The following is an 18,146-nucleotide window of genomic DNA, read 5'->3' as shown; positions in this document are numbered from 1 at the left end:
AATTTATGCTTCGTGATGGTTGAATTGTTTTAAGAATCGAACATCATTCGTATAGAAATGACGGATATCGTCCACACCGTATTTCAACATGGCAATTCGTTCCACGCCGATTCCAAATGCGAATCCGGAGTATTTCTTGGAATCGAAGCCAGCCATTTCAAGGACGTTCGGATGAACGATCCCGCCGCCAAGCACTTCGATCCAGCCTGTTTGTTTACAAACGCTGCAGCCTTTACCGCCGCAGATTTTACAAGAAATATCGACTTCGACGGAAGGCTCAGTAAATGGGAAGAAACTAGGACGAAGACGGATTTCACGGTCTTGCCCGAATACTTTTTTGGCAAATACGTCTAGTGTTCCTTTCAGGTCGCTCATGCTGATGTTCTCATCGATGACCAAGCCCTCAATTTGCTGGAATTGATGGGAGTGTGTCGCATCATCGTTATCACGGCGATATACTTTTCCTGGGCAAATGATTTTAACAGGACCTTGACCTTTATGTTTTTCCATCGTTCTGGCTTGAACAGGTGACGTGTGCGTACGCATCAGGATTTCATCCGTGATGTAAAAGGAATCCTGCATATCACGTGCCGGATGGCTTTTTGGCAAGTTAAGTGCCTCGAAGTTGTAGTAGTCACTTTCGACTTCAGGACCTTCCGCAACGGTATAACCCATACCGATGAATAAGTCTTCGATTTCTTCCACGACACGTGTTAATGGGTGAAGATTTCCCTTGTTTACCGGACGTCCTGGAAGTGTGACGTCAATCGTTTCAGTTGCTAGCTTTGCATTGACTGCCGCAGTTTCAAGTGCTTTTTGTTTCTCCTCGATCTTTGTTGCGATCGCTTCCCGTACATCATTGGCTAGTGCCCCGATTTTCGGGCGTTCTTCGGCAGATAATTTACCCATGCCGCGCAATACCTCAGTGATTGGCCCTTTTTTCCCTAAATAAGCAACACGGACTTCATTCATTTCTTTTAATTCGGAAGCGGCGGCAACTTTTTGCAACGCTTCTTCCTGCAGTTCTAGTAATCGTTCCTGCATCATGTCTTCCTCCTTTATTTTCCTTTTGTAAAAATGAACACAAAAAAACCCCGATCCCTAAAGGGACGAGGTTTATGTATCGCGGTACCACCCTTATTAGTGCACAAACAAAAAAACTTATGCACTCACTTCATTAAAAATAACGGCTCTTCACCGGAACATTTTTCGGACATCCTGTCTTCCCAATGCCAACTCGAAAGGTGAATTCCCTTAAGCAGTGCCATAAAAATGCTTTCAGTCAAGGCATTTTTTCCCTGGATATGGTTAACTTAAGCTACTACTCTTTGTCATCGTTGTTTTCATTATAAAATTCTGTTTTATTATATTATAATTCTTCGGCCGTTTCAAATCGATTTTCGTAAATGGTACATTAAAATCCCGGCAGCAATCCCCACATTCAATGATTCGCTTTTTCCGTAGATGGGAATATAAAGGTTTTTAGTCGTTTTCTCCAGTAATTCCTTCGATACTCCTTGGCCTTCATTACCGACCAGCAGGGCAAAACGGGAAGACTTTTCCACTTCTTCAAATGGTGATGCGCCTTCTAATGCCGTGCCATAAACCGGAGTGCCGCTTTGCTTCAGCTCATCGATGATTTCGGAAAGGTTACCTTTAATGACAGGCATATGGAAGAGGCTCCCTTGCGTCGAACGGACTACTTTGGGATTATACAAGTCAGCACATCCTTCGCCAAGAATGACCGCATCGATTCCAGCTGCATCCGCTGTCCTGATCATCGTTCCAATATTCCCCGGATCTTGGACGGCATCGATCAACAATAGTTTATCCGGATTTATGGACGCCATGCTCGTTGATTTCTGTTCACAAACCGCTGCGATTCCCTGCGGGGCTTCGGTATCGCAAATCGCCTTCATAATATCATTTTTCACATAAATGAGTTCTGTGCCTTCCACCTTAAAATGTGCAGGCATTTCAGTTTCTTCATTGATGATCACTTCCAAGACAATTTCTTCTTTTAGGGCTTCTTCAACTAGGTGAAAACCCTCGACTAAATATTTCCCTGTTTTATCTCGTTCTTTTTTCGTCAAAAGTTTTTTCCATTGTTTAACTTGAGGGTTTTTTACGGATTCGATATATTTCAAGGGTAAACGCTCCTTTAACTTCACACTGATTTTCCTATTATAACGCAATTTACATACATATTGCATGCGAGTTTGTGAAATGCTATTAATGTCAGTCATTATGTGTTAGAGGAGGAATAATTATGAATTTAAACTTACGTAATGCGATCATTCAAAATGTATCTGGAAATTCGCAAGATCAGCTGGAAGACACGATTGTCGATGCCATACAAAATGGCGAGGAAAAAATGCTTCCTGGATTGGGAGTATTATTCGAGGTCATCTGGCAAAATTCATCTGAGCAGGAAAAACAGGAAATGATCACTGCCCTCGAAGCAGGATTAAAAAAATAACAGCCTTCAAAGGCTGTTATTTTTTTAATTTCGCTACGCCAGCCTTCAGTTCTTCGATGGAGACTTCTTCATCGAGCAGCAAGAAGAATTTTTTTGCGCTCACTTCTTGAAGCATCGCTTTTGTCTCAGCAAAAGAGTAGCCGTATTTCGTGAAAAAGCTGCGTAAATCTCCAGATCCTTCATCTGTGAAGTAGTGGAAGATTCTTAAAAAAAGAGTGTCCTCCTTATCCTGATTGGCGATGATCAGGATATCCGTATGTTCATTTCCAAGCTGCACATCTTTTTTTATATCAGCTGCCACTGTCATTTGGGTGCCAGATATGCCTTTAGCTTTTAAGTCTTGAATTGCAGCAAGTAGTTCCGGATTAGAGTCAAAAACACCATATACGTTTTTTTCCATGTTTCTCCCTCTCCTTGTTACCCTACTAAAAATAAAATTCCTTAGTCATTATACCTTGCGGCTTTAACAATAAACAAGCAAATAGTATAGCGGAGATTCCTAACTAATGAACGGGGAAACCCTTTGCCTAAAGGGTTTTAAAAAAAACAGCCTGTAGAAACTAGATGAAAAATCGAGTTTACCTGCAGTTTCTCTTATACAACTTGGACGTTGATTTCCATTCCAGGCACTCGCTTTCAGCGGGCGGTCAGGGTGCTTTTTCGGCTTGCGCCTGCGGGGCCTCCCTTAGACGCGCTTTTTCCGCAGGAGTCTCGCACACCCGCTCCAATCAACTAGACCGAAATCAAATCGGAGGATATAAGATGTTGCTTTGGGTCAGGTTGTTCGGGAACATAATTTGATGAAAGATATATTTTCCGAACCCTCTTTATCCACAAACTGAAGAACAGCCTTGTGCAGGCTGTGTTCTTTTTGCGTATTACAGATTGTCGGTATTGATTCGATTTTTGATGTATTCTTCTTGCAAGCCTTCCTCTTGCTGTCCGCTCGCATTCGTGCTCACGGTCCGATCCAGTGATCCTTGAGTATCCAGGGCTTTGTCAGTATCGGAAGAAAACGGGTCTGCATGAGGGTCGCTTGCTAGTGTCCCTTCATAATCCCCTGGCTTTTGCTCCTTATATTTTCCGGTGGAGTTCCCCCTGATTTCCCTTTCTTGAGCTCGCTTCGTATCTAGCTCTTCATTTTCAAAGATGTTGGCAGAATTCCCGTGAAGCTCTTGACTTCTTCCTGGCTGTGCTTCCACTTCTCCTGATTGATAGGCATTCGCTGTTGTTTCAGGAAAAAGGTTAGGGTCCGGATTGTTCACCACCCCTGTTTTAAGCGGATTCTCTGCAGGTTCGTCCGTATCCTCGATACGATTGGAAGTTATGTTATCTCGTGCTGATACGGTTTCCGATTCATCTAAAAGAATCAGGAATTTTCCAGCCTCCACTTCATTTATATAAGCAGTGGCTTCACTATCGGCAAGCCCTAACTCACCTAGTCGGTTCCTTATATCTTCAGAACCCTCGTTCAGGAAAAAGTGTTTCATCTTATCAATGAAGGAATCCTCATTAGAGTTAGTAACGACGGCGACATCCGGATCACGCTTTTCATTGACGAGATTCAAATCTTCTTTCCTATCAGCTATTACCGTTATTTCTCCTTCATGGACCCCCTTTCCCTTGAGGGATTGTATAGCCTGGATTATTTCTCTTTCCGTATTAAAAACACCATATAATGTTTTTCCCATGCTTCTTCCTCCTCCTATATTCCGATATTTCTTCTTATGTGTATTTATACCCTGATGGGTGCTAATTAAACAAAAAGGTTTGCCTTCCCTAGGCTCGAACCTTTAATAAGTCTTTGAAATCAAAAAGAAGCCTGCAGTTTTAAAAACTGCAGGCCATTTCCTTCACTCTTAGAAGCGGTCGGTTCTACGTTCAGTTGCCTTTTTCTCATTCACGCTCGATTCATCTGTACTATCAAGCTGAATATCTTCCTTTTTAAGAGTATCCTGAACTTGTTCCGTTTCTTGTACAGCATGTTTCTTGATGACAATTTCATCAGAGACGACCGGTTTTTTCGAAACTTCCAATTTTTCTTCAACAACAGGGATCCGTATTGTTTCCCCATCTTCAATGCTCCCGGTTTCCAGATTCGCTTCACGTCCTGAAACTGATCTATGCTCGACTGTCACTTCTTCATGTTCAACAGGGACATTTATCGTTTTATGCTGTTCATTTACTTCTTTGTTAATGACGACTTCACCTGTCTGAACTCTTTCTTTGTCAATGTTCAGCTGTTCTTCGCGAAGTGTAAGAGTCCTTTCATCCTCTGGCAATTCACGGCCGTGTCCGTTGACTCCATAAACATCCTCTTTATTTAAAGTATCGGTTTTTTCAGTGCCGTTAAATAATTGGTTGGTGGAGTTTGTATCAAGCCTTGTACCGGCAGTGTCCATTGTTCCTGTCGTGAATTTATCTTTTGCTGTTCCAAGGTGGCCTTCACCTTCTTCAACCAGAACCAGGACTTTTCCGTTTTCTACATCAAAGACATGTTCAGCCGCTTCACTATTCGAAAGGCCTGCATTCGCCAATCTTGTTGAAAGATCTGCCGTATCTTCCGGCATGAAGAAACGTGCCACCTTGTCCATAAAAGATTCGTCGTTAGGAACATTCGTCATTGTATGAACATCCGTTTCGCGTTTGTGGTTCGTGAAATCCAATGTTTCTTCCTTGTCCGCGACGACAGTAATATCGTTCCCTTCAAAACCCTTTGCCTTAAGTGCATTAATTGCTTGGATCACTTCTGCGTTTGATTCATATACTCCATATACTGTTTTATTCATTTTACATTCCTCCTTAGGTTTTGTTGTTTCGTTTAGTGGAAGCTATATATAAACACTACCCGCCATGGTCCTAAGTAAACGAGGAATCAATATTTCTTTTTTGTTATAACATTTACAATTTGTTCTCAGCACAGAACGCATTTTTTACTAAAATCAAGGCTTTACAAGGGTTTCCTCATTTATTAAAATGTAATGTTTAACCAAATAATTCCATTTGTTTTCTACTTGCATTCTTTTTCTTCTATTATAAAGCCACAGCCTTTATTAGCAGGTCTGCAATATGCACCGCTTTCGTACAATCCCCCAAGTTTTCCCTCTCGATCCCCAATTGCATTTGTAACAGACAGCCAGGGTTTGCCGTTACAACAATATCGGCCTGTGTCGATTTCGTGTGCTCCATTTTAGAGTCAAGAATATTCATGGACATCTCTGATTCAACTATATTATAAATCCCAGCGGAGCCGCAGCATCGATCGGCATCCTTCATTTCCCTGAAATTGATTCCTTCTATCGATTGAAGGAGAATTCGTGGAGCCAAGGAGGTGTTCATCACATTCCGTAAATGGCAGGAATCCTGGAAAGTTACGGATTGAGCTGGCAGTTTCAGGCGAACTTTTTCCTGAAAACGCAAATCAACAAGAATCTCGCTGATATCTTTCAACTTATTTTTAAATGCGATTGCACGGTCGTGCCATTCCGGTTCAGCTTGGAGCAGATGGTCATAATCTATGAGAAAAGCTCCACAGCCGCCGGCATTCGTAATAATATAATCAACTTCCTCCGCTTCAAAAGCTTCTATATTACGCTTGGCCAGTTGCTTAGCACCTTCTTTTTCACCACTGTGCCCATGCAGCGCCCCGCAACATGCCTGGGATTTCGGAATCACGATTTCACATCCGGCCAGCTGAAGAAGCTTTAGTGTTGCCTTGTTCGTTTCCAAAAACATCGTATCCATCAAGCAGCCGGAAAAGAAAGCCACCTTTTTGAGCGGCGTTCCGATTGCAGGCAGCTCAGTTGGCCTATTTTTCATTTCTGATTTTTTTGGGACTTTCGGCAGCACTTTTTCCATGGTTGCCAAATTATCTGGAAGCAGGTTGAGGACTCCCGTTTTACGGGCCATGTATTGCAGTCCTGATCTCTGATAGAAGCCAAGCAAACTCGTCATGGCCTGCATTCGCTCCTGGTGTGGGAATAACCCACTAAAAACGGCCTTGCGGATCGTTTTTACAGGGTAACTGTGTTTTTTATTCTGATGGATGATATCCCTTGCTTCTTCAAGAAGATGTCCATACTTCACACCTGAAGGACACACAGGCTCACAAGCCCTGCAGCCGAGGCAAAGACTCAACGAACGTTCTACATCCTCATCAGGCTCAATCACACCATCTGCCACCGCTTTCATAAGTGCGATCCGGCCCCTTGGTGAATGGGATTCCTTCAGCCCCGATTCTATGTATGTCGGGCAATGGGGTAAGCAAAAGCCGCAGCGCATACAATTCAACAATTCATCTTCATTCATTTTTTCCGCGAATTGAATGGCAATGGTTTCCCTTTCCTGAACTGTCGTCATGAAGTAACCACCACCCTTTTTCTTGTTTCCTTGGCAAATACTTTGCCGGGATTAATGATGTTATTGGGATCGAAAGCTTGTTTAATCGCTCTCATGGCATCAATCCCTTCTTTCTTCAGCTTCCATTCAAGATACGGGGCCTTCATCGCTCCCACACCATGTTCACCGGTAATCGTCCCGCCAAGGTCGATAGCAGCGGCAAAAATGTCGGCAAAAGCGAGCTCCACCCTCTCCATTTCCTCATGATCACGAGCGTCGGTAATGCACGTTGGATGCAGGTTCCCATCCCCAGCATGACCAAAAGTGCAAATGTCCACGTTATGCTTGTCTGCGATTTCATTAATTGCTTTAACCATTTTGGCAATTTCCGAGCGGGGAACGGTGGCATCTTCCAAAATGGTCGTCGGCTTGAGGCGTGCCAGTGCGGAAAGGGCTGTCCGTCTTGCTGTTTTCAAGGCGACAGCGTCAGATTCCGTTTCGGCAATTTCCACTGAAACCGCCTTTTCCTCTAGACAGATATCGGCCATCCTTTTCATATCACGTTCCACCACTTCAGGCGGACCATCCTGTTCAATCAGCAGGACGGCTTCAACATTGGTGGGCAAACCGATTTTCGCGAAGTCCTCAACAACGATCAAAGTCGGCCGATCCAGAAATTCCAATGTAACAGGAATGATCTTATTTGAAATGATCTTGGCCACTGACTGGGCTGCAGCATCCAGATCTTGATATAAGGCAAGCATCGTCTTTGTCGTTTCCGGCATGGGGATCAGCTTTAGGATCGCTTCCGTAACGATTCCCAAGGTCCCTTCCGATCCGACAAATAGTTTCGTTAAATCATATCCGGCTACGTCTTTGGCAAGCTTGCCCCCTGTTCGAATGATGTCTCCATTCGGAAGGACAACTTCAAGCCCGATGACATAATCACGGGTGACTCCGTACTTTAATCCTCGCAGTCCACCAGAGTTCTCATTAATGTTGCCGCCAATCGTGGAGATTTTCATCGAACTTGGATCCGGCGGATAAAACAATCCCTTTTCTTCAACTGCTGAAATCAAGTCCAATGTGATGAGCCCAGGCTGTACGGTCGCCGTTAAGTTCTCCTCATCTATTTCAAGTAATGAATTCATTCGATTGAATAAAAGGACAAGCCCTCCCTCTGTCGGGCAGGTGCCTCCGCTCAAATTCGTCCCAGACCCGCGTGGAACGATCGGAACATTATATTCGTTGCAAACTTTGACGATGGCTGCGACTTCAGCTGTGCTGCCCGGTTTAATGACAGCATCCGGCATCGCTTGAAAGCCTGGCGTTGCGTCATATGAATAGACTAGACATTCCACTTTCGAGTCATCGTAATTCTCCTGACCGACGATGTTAAGAAGTAGCTGCTTAACCTGATTTGTTAACATGTACATCCTCCTCAAAAACATAGGAAATTCGAGATTTTTTATATGATGTAAGTATAAGAAAAAAAACACTCAACCTTCTATGTATGAACATATAGAATTTAGTGCTTTCCGGAGAATTATTTTGTATGTTTATCCAATACTCTTACTGCTAGGTACATAGTGACTAAATCGGCTAGCTTCCTAGGGTTCAGTCTGGTCAAATCCTCTATGCGCTTAAGCCTGTAATGAAGGGTATTGATATGGATATGCAGGGCTGCGGCGGTTTCCTTCAAAGATAGATCACATGCAAAATACATGGAAAGGGTTTTAAGCAGCTCCTCATTAGGAAGCAGCTCCTGAATCGTCCTGGATAAATATTCCTGTCTTGTTTCAGCGGTTACTTCATCAAGCAGGACCTCAAGCTTCAAGTCCTCGTCAAATATGATCCCCGATGAAGGACACGCGATTTTCAAGGAACGTTCCGCTTTAAAAAACGCGGACCTGAAAGCGGATCCTGATGCACGCGAACTAACTCCTGCACACACTTTATAACCCGAACTCTCCTCCAGCTTTTTTTGCAGTTTACTTAGTTTATTATATTGCTGGTTTTTTGAACCGATGAAATCGGCTATTGAAAGAATGACGAATTGGTTCCTCCCCCAACGGACTGCGATGTCATTGGGATGCTGCTGTCTTATGTAAATCTGAAGCGTTCTCCATACATGAGGTTCAATGATTTCCTCAGTCTTGAATTCACCAAGAGTGATGATCCGGTCTGCATGAACATCGACCCCAAGCAACTTGGCCTTCTGAAGGAAATGCTCATTGAACGTCTGCAGCTGATGCCATTCAAATACAAAGAATTCCATCAGACGTGATTGGGATTCTGCTTGTTCGATATGATAGCTTTCCTGAATGAACATCTCCGTCATCTTTTTTAATAGTTCCGCATAAGGGGAAACATGTTTGGGGTCACCTGTAATTCCAATGACACAAACAGCTTCCTTGTTGAAGAAAATAGGTAGGTTTATACCTGCCTTCACTCCTTTCCAACTTCGTTCATCCTGTTTGTTGATGATCAATTTCTCACGATTGTTGAAAGCGTGGATGGCTCCTTCATGATAAGATCCAATACGGCTGCTGTCGGTGCTGGCGATAATTGTGCCAGCATGATCAATAATGATGATTTCCTCTTCAATCAGTTTCCGAACCTCATGAACCAATTTTCCTGCCACAGCTGCCAATTGCATTATATTTCCTCCTTTTTTGTATGGGCTTGATAAATATTTCGAGGCTCCCCTATGAAAGGAGAGCCTCATTCTACTTATGGAATCATCCAGGAAAGGACGCCATTTTGCAAGAAGGTAATCACACAAACAAGCAGCAATAAGAAAAGACTATGTTTGAGCGTGAATCTCAATAATTCCGATTCCCTGCCCGCCAATCCAACTGCAGCACATGCAATCGCTATCGATTGAGGTGAAATCATCTTTCCGGTGACCCCTCCGGAAGAGTTCGCCGCCAGTGCCAGGACCGGTTCCATCCCCACCTTAAGAGCGGTCACTTTCTGCAGACTGCCAAATAAGAGGTTGGCTGATGTATCCGATCCGGTAATGAATACACCCAGCCAGCCAAGAACCGGTGCGAAGAACGGAAATAAATCACCCGATTTTGCAAGGGTCATCCCTAATGTTGTCGACATGCCTGAAGAATTCGTTACATATGCAAAGGCCACCACGGTAGAAATCATCAAGATTGGTTTTGCCAACTCTTTCATCGCTTCAACAAAGGTGCCAAAGAAGTCTTTTGCAGACATGTGTGCGATGAACTTCGTTACGATGGCAGCCAGTAAAATGGCAGTCCCGGCTGCTCCGAGCAGTTCTATTTTATAGAAAGCCGCAATCGGCAATCCATTGCTTCCGATTATCTCATTATGCAGACCTGGGACTTCGATTTGGAAGGTTAATAGCTTCCCGATTTCATTGATTGCGCCAAGCAGCACATTGTTGCCTTCATAATGTCCGGAGAGTGCCGGCTTTATTGGGTTCATCCCCCATATTGTTATGAAAAGCGTTAACAGAAGGAATGGTGACCAAGCATGGAATATCTGCCATTTCGTGTATTTTGTTTCCGCTTCGGCTGTATATAAAGGTTCGACAGCTGCTGCCGTTTCCTCGGATGCAAAGCGAAAAATCGTTTTAGGTTTCCAGAATTTAAGGAAGATCGCCAATGCAAGTAGTGACACTAACGCCGAAAGGATGTCCGGTAATTCGGGCCCGAGAAAATTTGAACTTAAGTACTGTGTGATGGCAAAGGAAACTCCGGAAACCAAAATTGCCGGCAGGACTTCAAGCGACCTTTTCCACCCAGTCATTATCAAAATGAGATAAAGCGGAATGAAAGCCGAAAGGAATGGCAATTGGCGGCCGACCATTTTTGAAATCTCCATGGCGGCTATGCCAGTAGGGCCTTCCATGGCGATGATCGGTATTCCAACCGCCCCGAATGCTACCGGAGCGGTATTCGCGATCAAACAAATCCCGGCTGCATAAAGCGGATTAAATCCGAGACCGACCAAAAGCGCGGCTGAAATGGCGACCGGTGCTCCAAATCCCGCAGCACCTTCTAAAAAGGCCCCGAAAGAAAATGCCACCAATAATGCCTGAAGACGGCGGTCTTCCGTAAGCGAAAGCACCGAAGAACGAATGATATTGAATTGTCCGCTTTTAACGGTCATTTTGTACAAAAATACGGAAGTGATGATTATCCATCCGATTGGGAGCAGCCCATATACAGCTCCTTGTGAAGCAGACATCACTGCTTTTCCTGCAGGCATTCCATAAATCAATACAGCCACTGCAAGAGCTACAAGCAACGTGGTTATACCTGCAATGTAACCTTTCATACGTTTGATGGTAAGTGCCCAGAAAAAGTAAAGAATTGGAATGAGTGCGGCAAGAGATGATAAAACTAAATTATCGGTGATCGGCGTAAAGTTTTGTGTCCATGTCATTCATTTCGACTCCATTTTCTATAGATTTTTTAAAAAATTCAGAAATCAAACGCTAATTGAAACCCCTTACATATCAAAATATTCAAAGTCATCAGATGACTTGATGAGTACTCATTAAAATTAAATGATTGAAAATATAAAATCAAGATTTTTTTTTATTTTTTGTTGATTTTTCACCCTTCTGGAAGTGTCAAAGAGCATTTGTGTTATATAATATTAACCAGAGAAACTCATAGAAAATAGAGGTGCTACTACTTGGTATATAAAAAAATAAAGCCGAAAAAAATTTATGAAGAAGTCAGCGATGAACTTTATGAAATGATTCGGTCAGGCAGCCTGAAACCAGGTGAACAATTGGATTCCATTCAGCAGCTTGCGGAAAATTTCCAAGTCGGGCGCCCGGCCATCCGCGAAGCATTAAGTGCATTGAGTTCAATGGGTCTTATTGAAATAAAACAAGGTGAAGGAACATTCGTTAAAACCTTCGACCCCGCCATCTTGAACCACCCCTTGTCTGCCGCCCTTTTGATGGATCAAGACAATATCAAGCATTTACTGGAAGTTCGGAAAATCCTTGAGTCCGGTACGGCAGAGGTGGCAGCGAAGAAGAGAACGGAAGAAAACCTTATCAAACTCAAGGACAGGCTTTTTGATATGGAAAAGGTATCAGATGATGAAGAGCTAAGTGATAAAGCGGACATCGCCTTCCATGTTGCAGTGGCAAACGCATCACAAAATGAGCTGCTGATTACATTGATGAACCACGTTTCAGAATTAATGACGGAAAAGATGCGTGATATCCGTCGGATTGCGCTTTATTCCGAAGAGATGACACTTAAGCAGCTTTACCAGCAGCATGTCAGGATTTATGATGCAATCGTGGCACAGGATGAAGACGGAGCCCGCAGTGCCATGCTGTTTCACCTTCAAAGCGTCGAGGAATCACTGGACCGGGTCATCCAAAAAAATCAGCAAAAGCATAGTTGACCTTTCTTTAATTTCAAAAATACCCTATACAAAAAAGGATTAAATTGATATATTATTTTGAAAACGATTACTTCATTTAAAAAATCTTGGAAATTGGTATATTCTCTAAACCATTTCCTTTTTCCATTTCCTGGTCATCGGATGACCTGTTAACCTATTTGAAAAAGGAGGAGTTCAGATTGAAAGTTACTCTCTTTGCAACATGTTTAGTGGATTTATTTCAATCCAATGTCGGCAAAGCGACAGTGGAGCTACTCGAGAGATTAGGCTGTGAGATCAATTTCCCGGAGTCCCAGATATGCTGCGGACAGCCGGCATATAATAGCGGGTATACGAAGGAATCGAAGGAAGCCATGAAAAAGATGATTAAAACGTTCGCGGATGCTGAATACATCGTAACCCCTTCCGGTTCCTGTGCAGCGATGTTCAAGGAATATCCGGTTCTTTTCAAAGGCGATGCCGAATGGGAAAAGAAAGCGGCATCATTAGCGGCGAAAACATATGAATTGTCCCAATTCATCGTGGATGTCTTAAAAGTTACCGACGTCGGGGCGACCCTTAAGGGAAAGGCCACTTATCATACTTCATGCCATATGACACGGCTGCTTAAGGTGAAGGAAGCACCTGCCATTTTATTAAGCCATGTCAGGGGACTGGAAATGATACCACTTCCGGATGCCCAAAACTGCTGCGGGTTCGGGGGGACCTTTTCGGTCAAGATGGGTGACATTTCCGGGCAAATGGTCGAGGAGAAAGTCTGCAATATTGAAAATACCGGGGCCGATTTTTTAATCGGCGGGGATGCAGGATGTTTGATGAATATCGGCGGACGGATCCAAAGGAAGGGGCAACCGGTGAAAGTGCTTCACATTGCGGAAGTCCTGAATAGTATTTAAAGAAAGCGAGGAGGGAAAAACTTATGGCTATGAAAACCAGCTCTGCCAAATTTAAAGACCGGGTGGATGAAGGAATACATAATGATTTTATGCGATTGGCCGTATCCAGTGCCCAAGAACGATTACACGGACGGCGGCTGACTGCCGTTGATGAATTGGGAAGCTGGGAGGATTGGCGTTCCCTTGGGGAAGAAATCCGCCAGCATGTGCTCAGTAACCTTGATTTCTATTTGCACCAGCTTGCCGAAAACGTTTCGAAAAGAGGCGGTCATGTCTTCTTCGCTCAAACGGCCGAAGAAGCAAGCGGATACATCAAGGATGTCATTGTAAAAAAGAATGCCAAAAAGGTCGTGAAATCCAAATCGATGGTTACGGAAGAGATCAATTTGAATGCAACTCTTGAGGCAGTTGGCCTCGATGTCGTTGAAACGGACCTTGGTGAATACATTTTACAAGTGGATGATCATGATCCCCCTTCCCATATCGTCGCACCTGCGCTCCATAAAAATAAAGAGCAGATTAGGGATGTTTTTAAAGAAAAGCTTGCCTATACGCAAACCGAAAAACCGGAGGAACTTACCGCCCATGTGCGGGGCATTCTGCGGAAAGATTTCTTAAGCGCCGATGTGGGCATTACCGGCTGTAATTTTGCGATTGCGGAAACGGGCTCGATTGGACTGGTGACGAATGAAGGAAATGCCGATTTGGTCACTGCCCTCCCAAAAACGCAAATCACCGTGATGGGGATGGAACGGCTTGTACCTACATTCGATGAATTCGAAGTCCTTGTCAGCTTATTGACAAGAAGTGCTGTCGGCCAAAGATTGACCAGTTACATCACCGCACTTACCGGTCCGCGTGATGAAGGTGATGTAGACGGACCCGAGGAGTTTCACCTTGTGATCGTAGATAATGGACGCTCCTCCATCTTAGGAACTGAGTTTCAATCCGTTCTTCAATGCATTCGCTGTGCTGCCTGTATAAATGTCTGCCCGGTCTATCGCCAGGTTGGCGGTCATTCATATGGTTCAATTTACCCCGGACCAATCGGTGCTGTGCTTTCACCATTACTCGGAGGATATGATGATTTCAAGGAACTTCCATATGCCTCCACTCTTTGTGCAGCCTGTACAGATGCCTGTCCGGTAAAGATTCCTCTCCATGATTTACTGAGGAAGCATCGTGAAGTTATCGTTGAAAAGGAAAAAATGGCGCCGTTTTCAGAAAAGATGGCCATGAAGGCCTTCGGAATTGGTGCGGCATCGCCTATGCTTTATAAGTTCGGCACTAAAATTGCCCCATCAGCGATGTCACCTTTTAAAACGGGGGATATCATCTCGAAAGGACCGGGACCGCTCAAAACTTGGACAGAAAGCCGCGAGTTCCCTGCTCCAGGGAAAGAGAGCTTTCGGGACTGGTTCAAAAATCGGGAAAAAGGAGGGAAACCATCATGAATGGAACCATCCATAATGAAGGGACATTTTTAAACAATATAGCCAAAAACCTGGGAAGGGCTCCTATTACGGAAGGCATCTCCGTTCCGAAATGGAAGCACGCCCCCCAAAAAGAAGTTTTGAATCATGCGACACCAAATGATCTTGTCGCGGAATTGAAGGAGCAATGTAAACGGGTGCATACTCAATTTCACATTACCGACTCCAAGCAAGTGTTGCATTGTTTAACACAGGTGATCGAGGAACTTGGAGACGGACCCTTGATCATCCCTAAGGACGATCGATTTTCCGAATATGGGTTAGAGGGTATCTTAAAGGAAAAAGATGTCCATATATGGAATCACCAAGCCGGGAAAGAAAATATCGAAAAAGCCGAAAGTGCTAACATCGGAATCACATTCAGTGAGATGACACTAGCAGAATCAGCGACCGTCGTCTTATTCAGCGACAAGGATCACGGCCGTTCCATCAGCTTTCTTCCTTCCTGCCATGTTTCCATCATTCCAAAAAGCACCATCGTTCCGCGAATGACCCAGGCTGCTTCGGCCATCCGTTCAAAAGTCAAACGGGGCGAAGTCGTTCCTTCCTGCATCAATTTCATAACAGGGCCGAGCAATTCGGCTGATATCGAAATGGACCTTGTCGTCGGAGTCCATGGACCCATAAAAGCGGTCTATATAATCGTCGAAGACAAGTAGAAATAAGAAAAAGAAAATGGAGAGGACCTAAATTAGGCCTCTCCATTTTTAACTTTCACTATATTATTCATAAATGATTCGATCAACCGCTTCACGATCGAGGCGTTTAATCACTTCGACAATGAGCTTAACTGCATTCTCATAATCATCACGGTGGAGCATTGCTGCGTGTGAATGAATGTAGCGTGTGGCAATCGTGATCGCCAGAGCGGGAACACCATTTGCCGTTAAATGGATGGAGCCGGCATCCGTCCCGCCGCCTGGAATCGATTCATATTGATAAGGAATATTCATTTCATCAGCCGTGTCTGTGACGAAATCGCGTAATCCCTTATGTGCCACCATCGATGAATCATAGATGACGATTTGCGGGCCTTCCCCCATCTTACTCATCGCTTCTTTTTCGGAAACCCCCGGTGTATCACCAGCAATGCCGACATCGACGGCAAAACCGATATCCGGCTGAATTTTGAATGTGGATGTTTTGGAGCCACGCAGGCCGACCTCTTCTTGCACTGCGCCAATTCCATATACTACATTAGGATGGTCGCTGTCTTTCAGCTGTTTAAGCACATCAATGGCGATTGCACAGCCAATTCGATTGTCCCAGGCTTTGGCAAGCAGCATCTTTTCATTATTCATAACCGTGAATTCAAAATATGGCACAACCATATCTCCTGGCTTGACGCCCCATTCCTTAACCTCTTCTTTGCTGGATGCACCAATATCAATAAACATATCCTTAATATCAATCGGCTTTTTCCGCGCCTCCGCTGACAGGATATGTGGCGGCTTGGAACCGATAATGCCAGTTATATCACCTTTACCTGTAACGATCGTCACGCGCTGGGCCAGCATTACCTGTGACCACCAGCCCCCTACCGGCTGAAAACGCAAAAATCCTTTATCATCAATTTGGGTGATCATGAAACCGACTTCGTCCATATGCCCGGTAACGACGATTTTCGGTCCGTTTTCATCACCCGTTTTCTTGGCAATCAAACTTCCCAGGCCATCTGTCGATATTTCATCAGCAAATGGTGTTATGTATTCGGTCATCACTTTTCTTACTTCACTTTCATTTCCTGCGATGCCTTTAGCATCCGTTAAGTCCCGAAGCATCCTTAATGTTTCATCCAATTGAGCCATTCCTTTACCTCCCTATAACTTACATTACAAGAATAATTATACAGACAATCGATTACATAAACAATCAGTAGCCTTGCTTTTGCCTTTCGTAATTCACTTCATTTTTGCTTACATATGCTTTTTCCACATCCACTGCCGAAAATCCAAGCAACTCCCCTAAAAGTAAATACGCAGTAAAAACCTTTTGGTAAGATGACTCTGTCAACTGTGTGCGAAATTCACTGATGTAGCCGTAAATAGCAGTAAATTGAACCGTCAAATCCGCCTGAACCATCTTGAGTGCAGATGGAACTTCCGGTACAAATCCCCGTTCGATCCCGAGTGACAAAATGAAATGAATGCCATCCACATATTCAGCCAAAATCGTTTCTTTATCAGAGGGTCCTTTAAGACTCCAGAATTTAAAACATCTTGTTTCATTGGCAAGCTCTCCAAGCTCCACTAAAAGAGCAAGTATCTTCCGTTCCACCAAGTCTTCAGCACCCAAATCATGCTTTGATTGAATATGCTCATCCAAAGCTGCCTGCATTTCCATTAATTTACTTATGTTCATTTTCATCACTTCTTTCCATCGTCTTCCCCTAAATTATATCAAATAAATGAAACTTATTAAAAACCCATACGTAAATGAAGGGAATCACTCTGTTTAAGGAGGTAGCTCCATGGTATTGATCATGCGGTTCATTCTTTTGGCTCTCATCATTTTCTTAATATATACAGTCATCAAATACCTATTTAATCCGAAAAGAAAATTAGAGCTGGCACATGAACAGAAAAAATTCTTTCTGCTCGACGATACAGCCAATATACGAAAAAATTTTTTATTGACGTACAACGGTGTGATGTTTGAAGGGGAAAAGTATTTAGGGACGACGGAACGCTCCTTCGAGGTCATCTCCATCTTCATATGGCCTAAAAAAGTGGCAGGCCTGAAAGGCTTGAAGCGAAATGACTTCTTAAAAATCGAGGCAGCCATAAAAAAACAATATCCGGATGCCGTTATTGATTGGAAGAGCCCTGTTAAGGAGTTCTTACAAAATTGAAAAAAATAACGCATAATGAAGAGCCTTGAGAAAAATGGACTCAAGGCTCTATATTAATCATCTGAACGGAAAAATTCCTTCCAGGGGACAACCGTCTGCTTTTCTCTCAATAAATAGATCAATAAGGTTAAGGATAATAAAATGATGACGATCAGCGTTGGACTGAAATCTGCAATATAGTGGCCAAAAACCGTGTATACGAATGCTACAGGGAGATTGGTCATGAAGGATAGGTAAAAATAATTTTTCAGCCCTTTATTGGATTCCAATAAACAAAGCGACAGTAAATAAAAGTGTATGAATGGTATTAGCCTAAGTACTGCAATTTGCCGGCTGTTTAGCTTTCGGTTTCCAAACAGTTTATTCTTAAGCCGCAGCAGCCTATCCTTTGTTTTCGGAAATTTGCCTATCACGCAATAAAAGGCCATACTGGACAGCGTCAAACCGATTACCGAATAGATGGTTCCAAAAGCCGCCCCGAATAATACTCCCCCAGACATGCAAACCACAATGACGGGAATGAATAAAAATTGCCTTAATAAATGAAAAGTGATAAAAATCAACGGTGCAAACACGCTTCCTGATTGAACGTAGCTCATCACAAGTGTCAGTTTATCATTCATGCTCTCCCTCCAGCTACTCTTTGCTGCTTCTACAAGCATATACATTATACCGGCTAC

Annotated in this window: 18 protein-coding genes and 1 other annotated feature; of the genes, 6 read left to right on the top strand and 12 right to left on the bottom strand. The window is 43.6% G+C overall.

The features are described 5' to 3' along the window. Window positions 1-3 precede the first annotated feature (3 nt). Together pheS and V3595_RS03565 are read right to left on the bottom strand one after the other, a co-directional pair. The gene (pheS, locus tag V3595_RS03570) at window positions 4-1,044 is read right to left on the bottom strand and encodes a phenylalanine--tRNA ligase subunit alpha (protein WP_485905442.1); all 1,041 of its coding nucleotides are present in this window, start codon (window positions 1,042-1,044) and stop codon (window positions 4-6) included. 58 nt (window positions 1,045-1,102) lie between these two features. Continuing rightward, window positions 1,103-1,344: a binding site (T-box leader), on the bottom strand. A 44-nt stretch (window positions 1,345-1,388) separates the two neighbouring features. Continuing rightward, the gene (locus V3595_RS03565) at window positions 1,389-2,147 is read right to left on the bottom strand and encodes a TrmH family RNA methyltransferase (protein ID WP_063232763.1); all 759 of its coding nucleotides are present in this window, start codon (window positions 2,145-2,147) and stop codon (window positions 1,389-1,391) included. A 122-nt stretch (window positions 2,148-2,269) separates the two neighbouring features. Here V3595_RS03565 and sspI point away from each other — a divergent pair, with 122 nt between their 5' ends. Next, window positions 2,270-2,479 (top strand): small acid-soluble spore protein SspI, encoded by a 210-nt coding sequence (gene sspI, locus V3595_RS03560; protein WP_061464325.1) that lies wholly within the window; start codon window positions 2,270-2,272, stop codon window positions 2,477-2,479. Window positions 2,480-2,495: 16 nt separating this feature from the next. On the opposite strand, the gene V3595_RS03555 is transcribed toward sspI, so the two are convergent. The 7 genes from V3595_RS03555 to V3595_RS03525 form a co-directional block, all read right to left on the bottom strand. After that, a complete protein-coding gene (locus V3595_RS03555) occupies window positions 2,496-2,879 on the bottom strand; it encodes a general stress protein (protein WP_485905441.1) in 384 nt (127 codons plus the stop codon). 478 nt (window positions 2,880-3,357) lie between these two features. Beyond that, the gene (locus V3595_RS03550) at window positions 3,358-4,170 is read right to left on the bottom strand and encodes a general stress protein (protein WP_485905440.1); all 813 of its coding nucleotides are present in this window, start codon (window positions 4,168-4,170) and stop codon (window positions 3,358-3,360) included. A 168-nt stretch (window positions 4,171-4,338) separates the two neighbouring features. Then, complete coding sequence (locus V3595_RS03545; protein ID WP_485905439.1) at window positions 4,339-5,268, bottom strand: YsnF/AvaK domain-containing protein; 930 nt, start codon at window positions 5,266-5,268, stop codon at window positions 4,339-4,341. A gap of 244 nt (window positions 5,269-5,512) precedes the next feature. Continuing rightward, on the bottom strand, window positions 5,513-6,838 hold the full coding sequence (locus V3595_RS03540; RefSeq protein WP_485905438.1) for a (Fe-S)-binding protein: 1,326 nt from the start codon (window positions 6,836-6,838) through the stop codon (window positions 5,513-5,515). Further along, window positions 6,835-8,247 (bottom strand): glycolate oxidase subunit GlcD, encoded by a 1,413-nt coding sequence (gene glcD / locus V3595_RS03535; protein ID WP_485905437.1) that lies wholly within the window; start codon window positions 8,245-8,247, stop codon window positions 6,835-6,837. Before glcD ends, V3595_RS03540 begins: the two co-directional genes overlap by 4 nt. A gap of 116 nt (window positions 8,248-8,363) precedes the next feature. Then, a complete protein-coding gene (locus tag V3595_RS03530; protein ID WP_485905436.1) occupies window positions 8,364-9,476 on the bottom strand; it encodes a PucR family transcriptional regulator in 1,113 nt (370 codons plus the stop codon). Window positions 9,477-9,550: 74 nt separating this feature from the next. After that, window positions 9,551-11,239, bottom strand: a complete 1,689-nt coding sequence (locus tag V3595_RS03525; RefSeq protein WP_485905435.1) for an L-lactate permease — start codon at window positions 11,237-11,239, stop codon at window positions 9,551-9,553. 255 nt (window positions 11,240-11,494) lie between these two features. Here V3595_RS03525 and V3595_RS03520 point away from each other — a divergent pair, with 255 nt between their 5' ends. The 4 genes from V3595_RS03520 to V3595_RS03505 all read left to right on the top strand — a co-directional run bounded on the left by V3595_RS03520 (window position 11,495) and on the right by V3595_RS03505 (window position 15,274). Continuing rightward, window positions 11,495-12,226, top strand: coding sequence for a FadR/GntR family transcriptional regulator (locus V3595_RS03520; protein WP_485905434.1), 732 nt, complete (start codon window positions 11,495-11,497; stop codon window positions 12,224-12,226). A 179-nt stretch (window positions 12,227-12,405) separates the two neighbouring features. After that, window positions 12,406-13,122, top strand: coding sequence for a (Fe-S)-binding protein (locus V3595_RS03515; protein ID WP_485905433.1), 717 nt, complete (start codon window positions 12,406-12,408; stop codon window positions 13,120-13,122). A gap of 23 nt (window positions 13,123-13,145) precedes the next feature. Further along, window positions 13,146-14,576, top strand: coding sequence for a LutB/LldF family L-lactate oxidation iron-sulfur protein (locus tag V3595_RS03510; RefSeq protein WP_485905432.1), 1,431 nt, complete (start codon window positions 13,146-13,148; stop codon window positions 14,574-14,576). Beyond that, entirely contained in the window at window positions 14,570-15,274 is a 705-nt protein-coding gene (locus tag V3595_RS03505) for a LutC/YkgG family protein (protein WP_485905725.1), read from the top strand. The genes V3595_RS03510 and V3595_RS03505 overlap by 7 nt, the downstream gene beginning before the upstream one ends. A 63-nt stretch (window positions 15,275-15,337) precedes the next feature. Here the strand turns inward: V3595_RS03505 and V3595_RS03500 are convergent, their stop codons facing one another. Both V3595_RS03500 and V3595_RS03495 read right to left on the bottom strand, forming a co-directional pair. Beyond that, the gene (locus V3595_RS03500) at window positions 15,338-16,423 is read right to left on the bottom strand and encodes a M42 family metallopeptidase (protein ID WP_350299671.1); all 1,086 of its coding nucleotides are present in this window, start codon (window positions 16,421-16,423) and stop codon (window positions 15,338-15,340) included. Between the two features lie 64 nt (window positions 16,424-16,487). Further along, a complete protein-coding gene (locus V3595_RS03495) occupies window positions 16,488-16,976 on the bottom strand; it encodes a dUTP diphosphatase (RefSeq protein WP_485905431.1) in 489 nt (162 codons plus the stop codon). Between the two features lie 109 nt (window positions 16,977-17,085). Here V3595_RS03495 and V3595_RS03490 point away from each other — a divergent pair, with 109 nt between their 5' ends. Then, the gene (locus tag V3595_RS03490; RefSeq protein ID WP_048681192.1) at window positions 17,086-17,466 is read left to right on the top strand and encodes a hypothetical protein; all 381 of its coding nucleotides are present in this window, start codon (window positions 17,086-17,088) and stop codon (window positions 17,464-17,466) included. A gap of 53 nt (window positions 17,467-17,519) precedes the next feature. Here the strand turns inward: V3595_RS03490 and V3595_RS03485 are convergent, their stop codons facing one another. Further along, window positions 17,520-18,089: a TVP38/TMEM64 family protein gene (locus tag V3595_RS03485; RefSeq protein ID WP_485905430.1), complete on the bottom strand. Its 570-nt coding sequence runs from the start codon at window positions 18,087-18,089 to the stop codon at window positions 17,520-17,522. Window positions 18,090-18,146: the final 57 nt, after the last annotated feature.

Origin of the sequence: Bacillus sp. CFBP9009 (assembly GCF_036541465.1) — a bacterium.
Classification (GTDB): Bacteria; Bacillota; Bacilli; order Bacillales; family DSM-1321; genus Peribacillus.
This window is presented reverse-complemented; position numbering and strand designations above follow the sequence as displayed.

Excerpts from the sequence above, each read along its gene's own strand:
- pheS (WP_485905442.1), bottom strand. The coding sequence starts at position 1,044 with ATGCAGGAACGATTACTAGAACTGCAGGAAGAAGCGTTGCAAAAAGTT.
- sspI (WP_061464325.1), top strand. The coding sequence starts at position 2,270 with ATGAATTTAAACTTACGTAATGCGATCATTCAAAATGTATCTGGAAAT.
- V3595_RS03555 (WP_485905441.1), bottom strand. The coding sequence starts at position 2,879 with ATGGAAAAAAACGTATATGGTGTTTTTGACTCTAATCCGGAACTACTT.
- V3595_RS03550 (WP_485905440.1), bottom strand. The coding sequence starts at position 4,170 with ATGGGAAAAACATTATATGGTGTTTTTAATACGGAAAGAGAAATAATC.
- V3595_RS03545 (WP_485905439.1), bottom strand. The coding sequence starts at position 5,268 with ATGAATAAAACAGTATATGGAGTATATGAATCAAACGCAGAAGTGATC.
- V3595_RS03540 (WP_485905438.1), bottom strand. The coding sequence starts at position 6,838 with ATGACGACAGTTCAGGAAAGGGAAACCATTGCCATTCAATTCGCGGAA.
- glcD (WP_485905437.1), bottom strand. The coding sequence starts at position 8,247 with ATGTTAACAAATCAGGTTAAGCAGCTACTTCTTAACATCGTCGGTCAG.
- V3595_RS03530 (WP_485905436.1), bottom strand. The coding sequence starts at position 9,476 with ATGCAATTGGCAGCTGTGGCAGGAAAATTGGTTCATGAGGTTCGGAAA.
- V3595_RS03525 (WP_485905435.1), bottom strand. The coding sequence starts at position 11,239 with ATGACATGGACACAAAACTTTACGCCGATCACCGATAATTTAGTTTTA.
- V3595_RS03510 (WP_485905432.1), top strand. The coding sequence starts at position 13,146 with ATGGCTATGAAAACCAGCTCTGCCAAATTTAAAGACCGGGTGGATGAA.
- V3595_RS03500 (WP_350299671.1), bottom strand. The coding sequence starts at position 16,423 with ATGGCTCAATTGGATGAAACATTAAGGATGCTTCGGGACTTAACGGAT.
- V3595_RS03495 (WP_485905431.1), bottom strand. The coding sequence starts at position 16,976 with ATGAACATAAGTAAATTAATGGAAATGCAGGCAGCTTTGGATGAGCAT.
- V3595_RS03490 (WP_048681192.1), top strand. The coding sequence starts at position 17,086 with ATGGTATTGATCATGCGGTTCATTCTTTTGGCTCTCATCATTTTCTTA.
- V3595_RS03485 (WP_485905430.1), bottom strand. The coding sequence starts at position 18,089 with ATGAATGATAAACTGACACTTGTGATGAGCTACGTTCAATCAGGAAGC.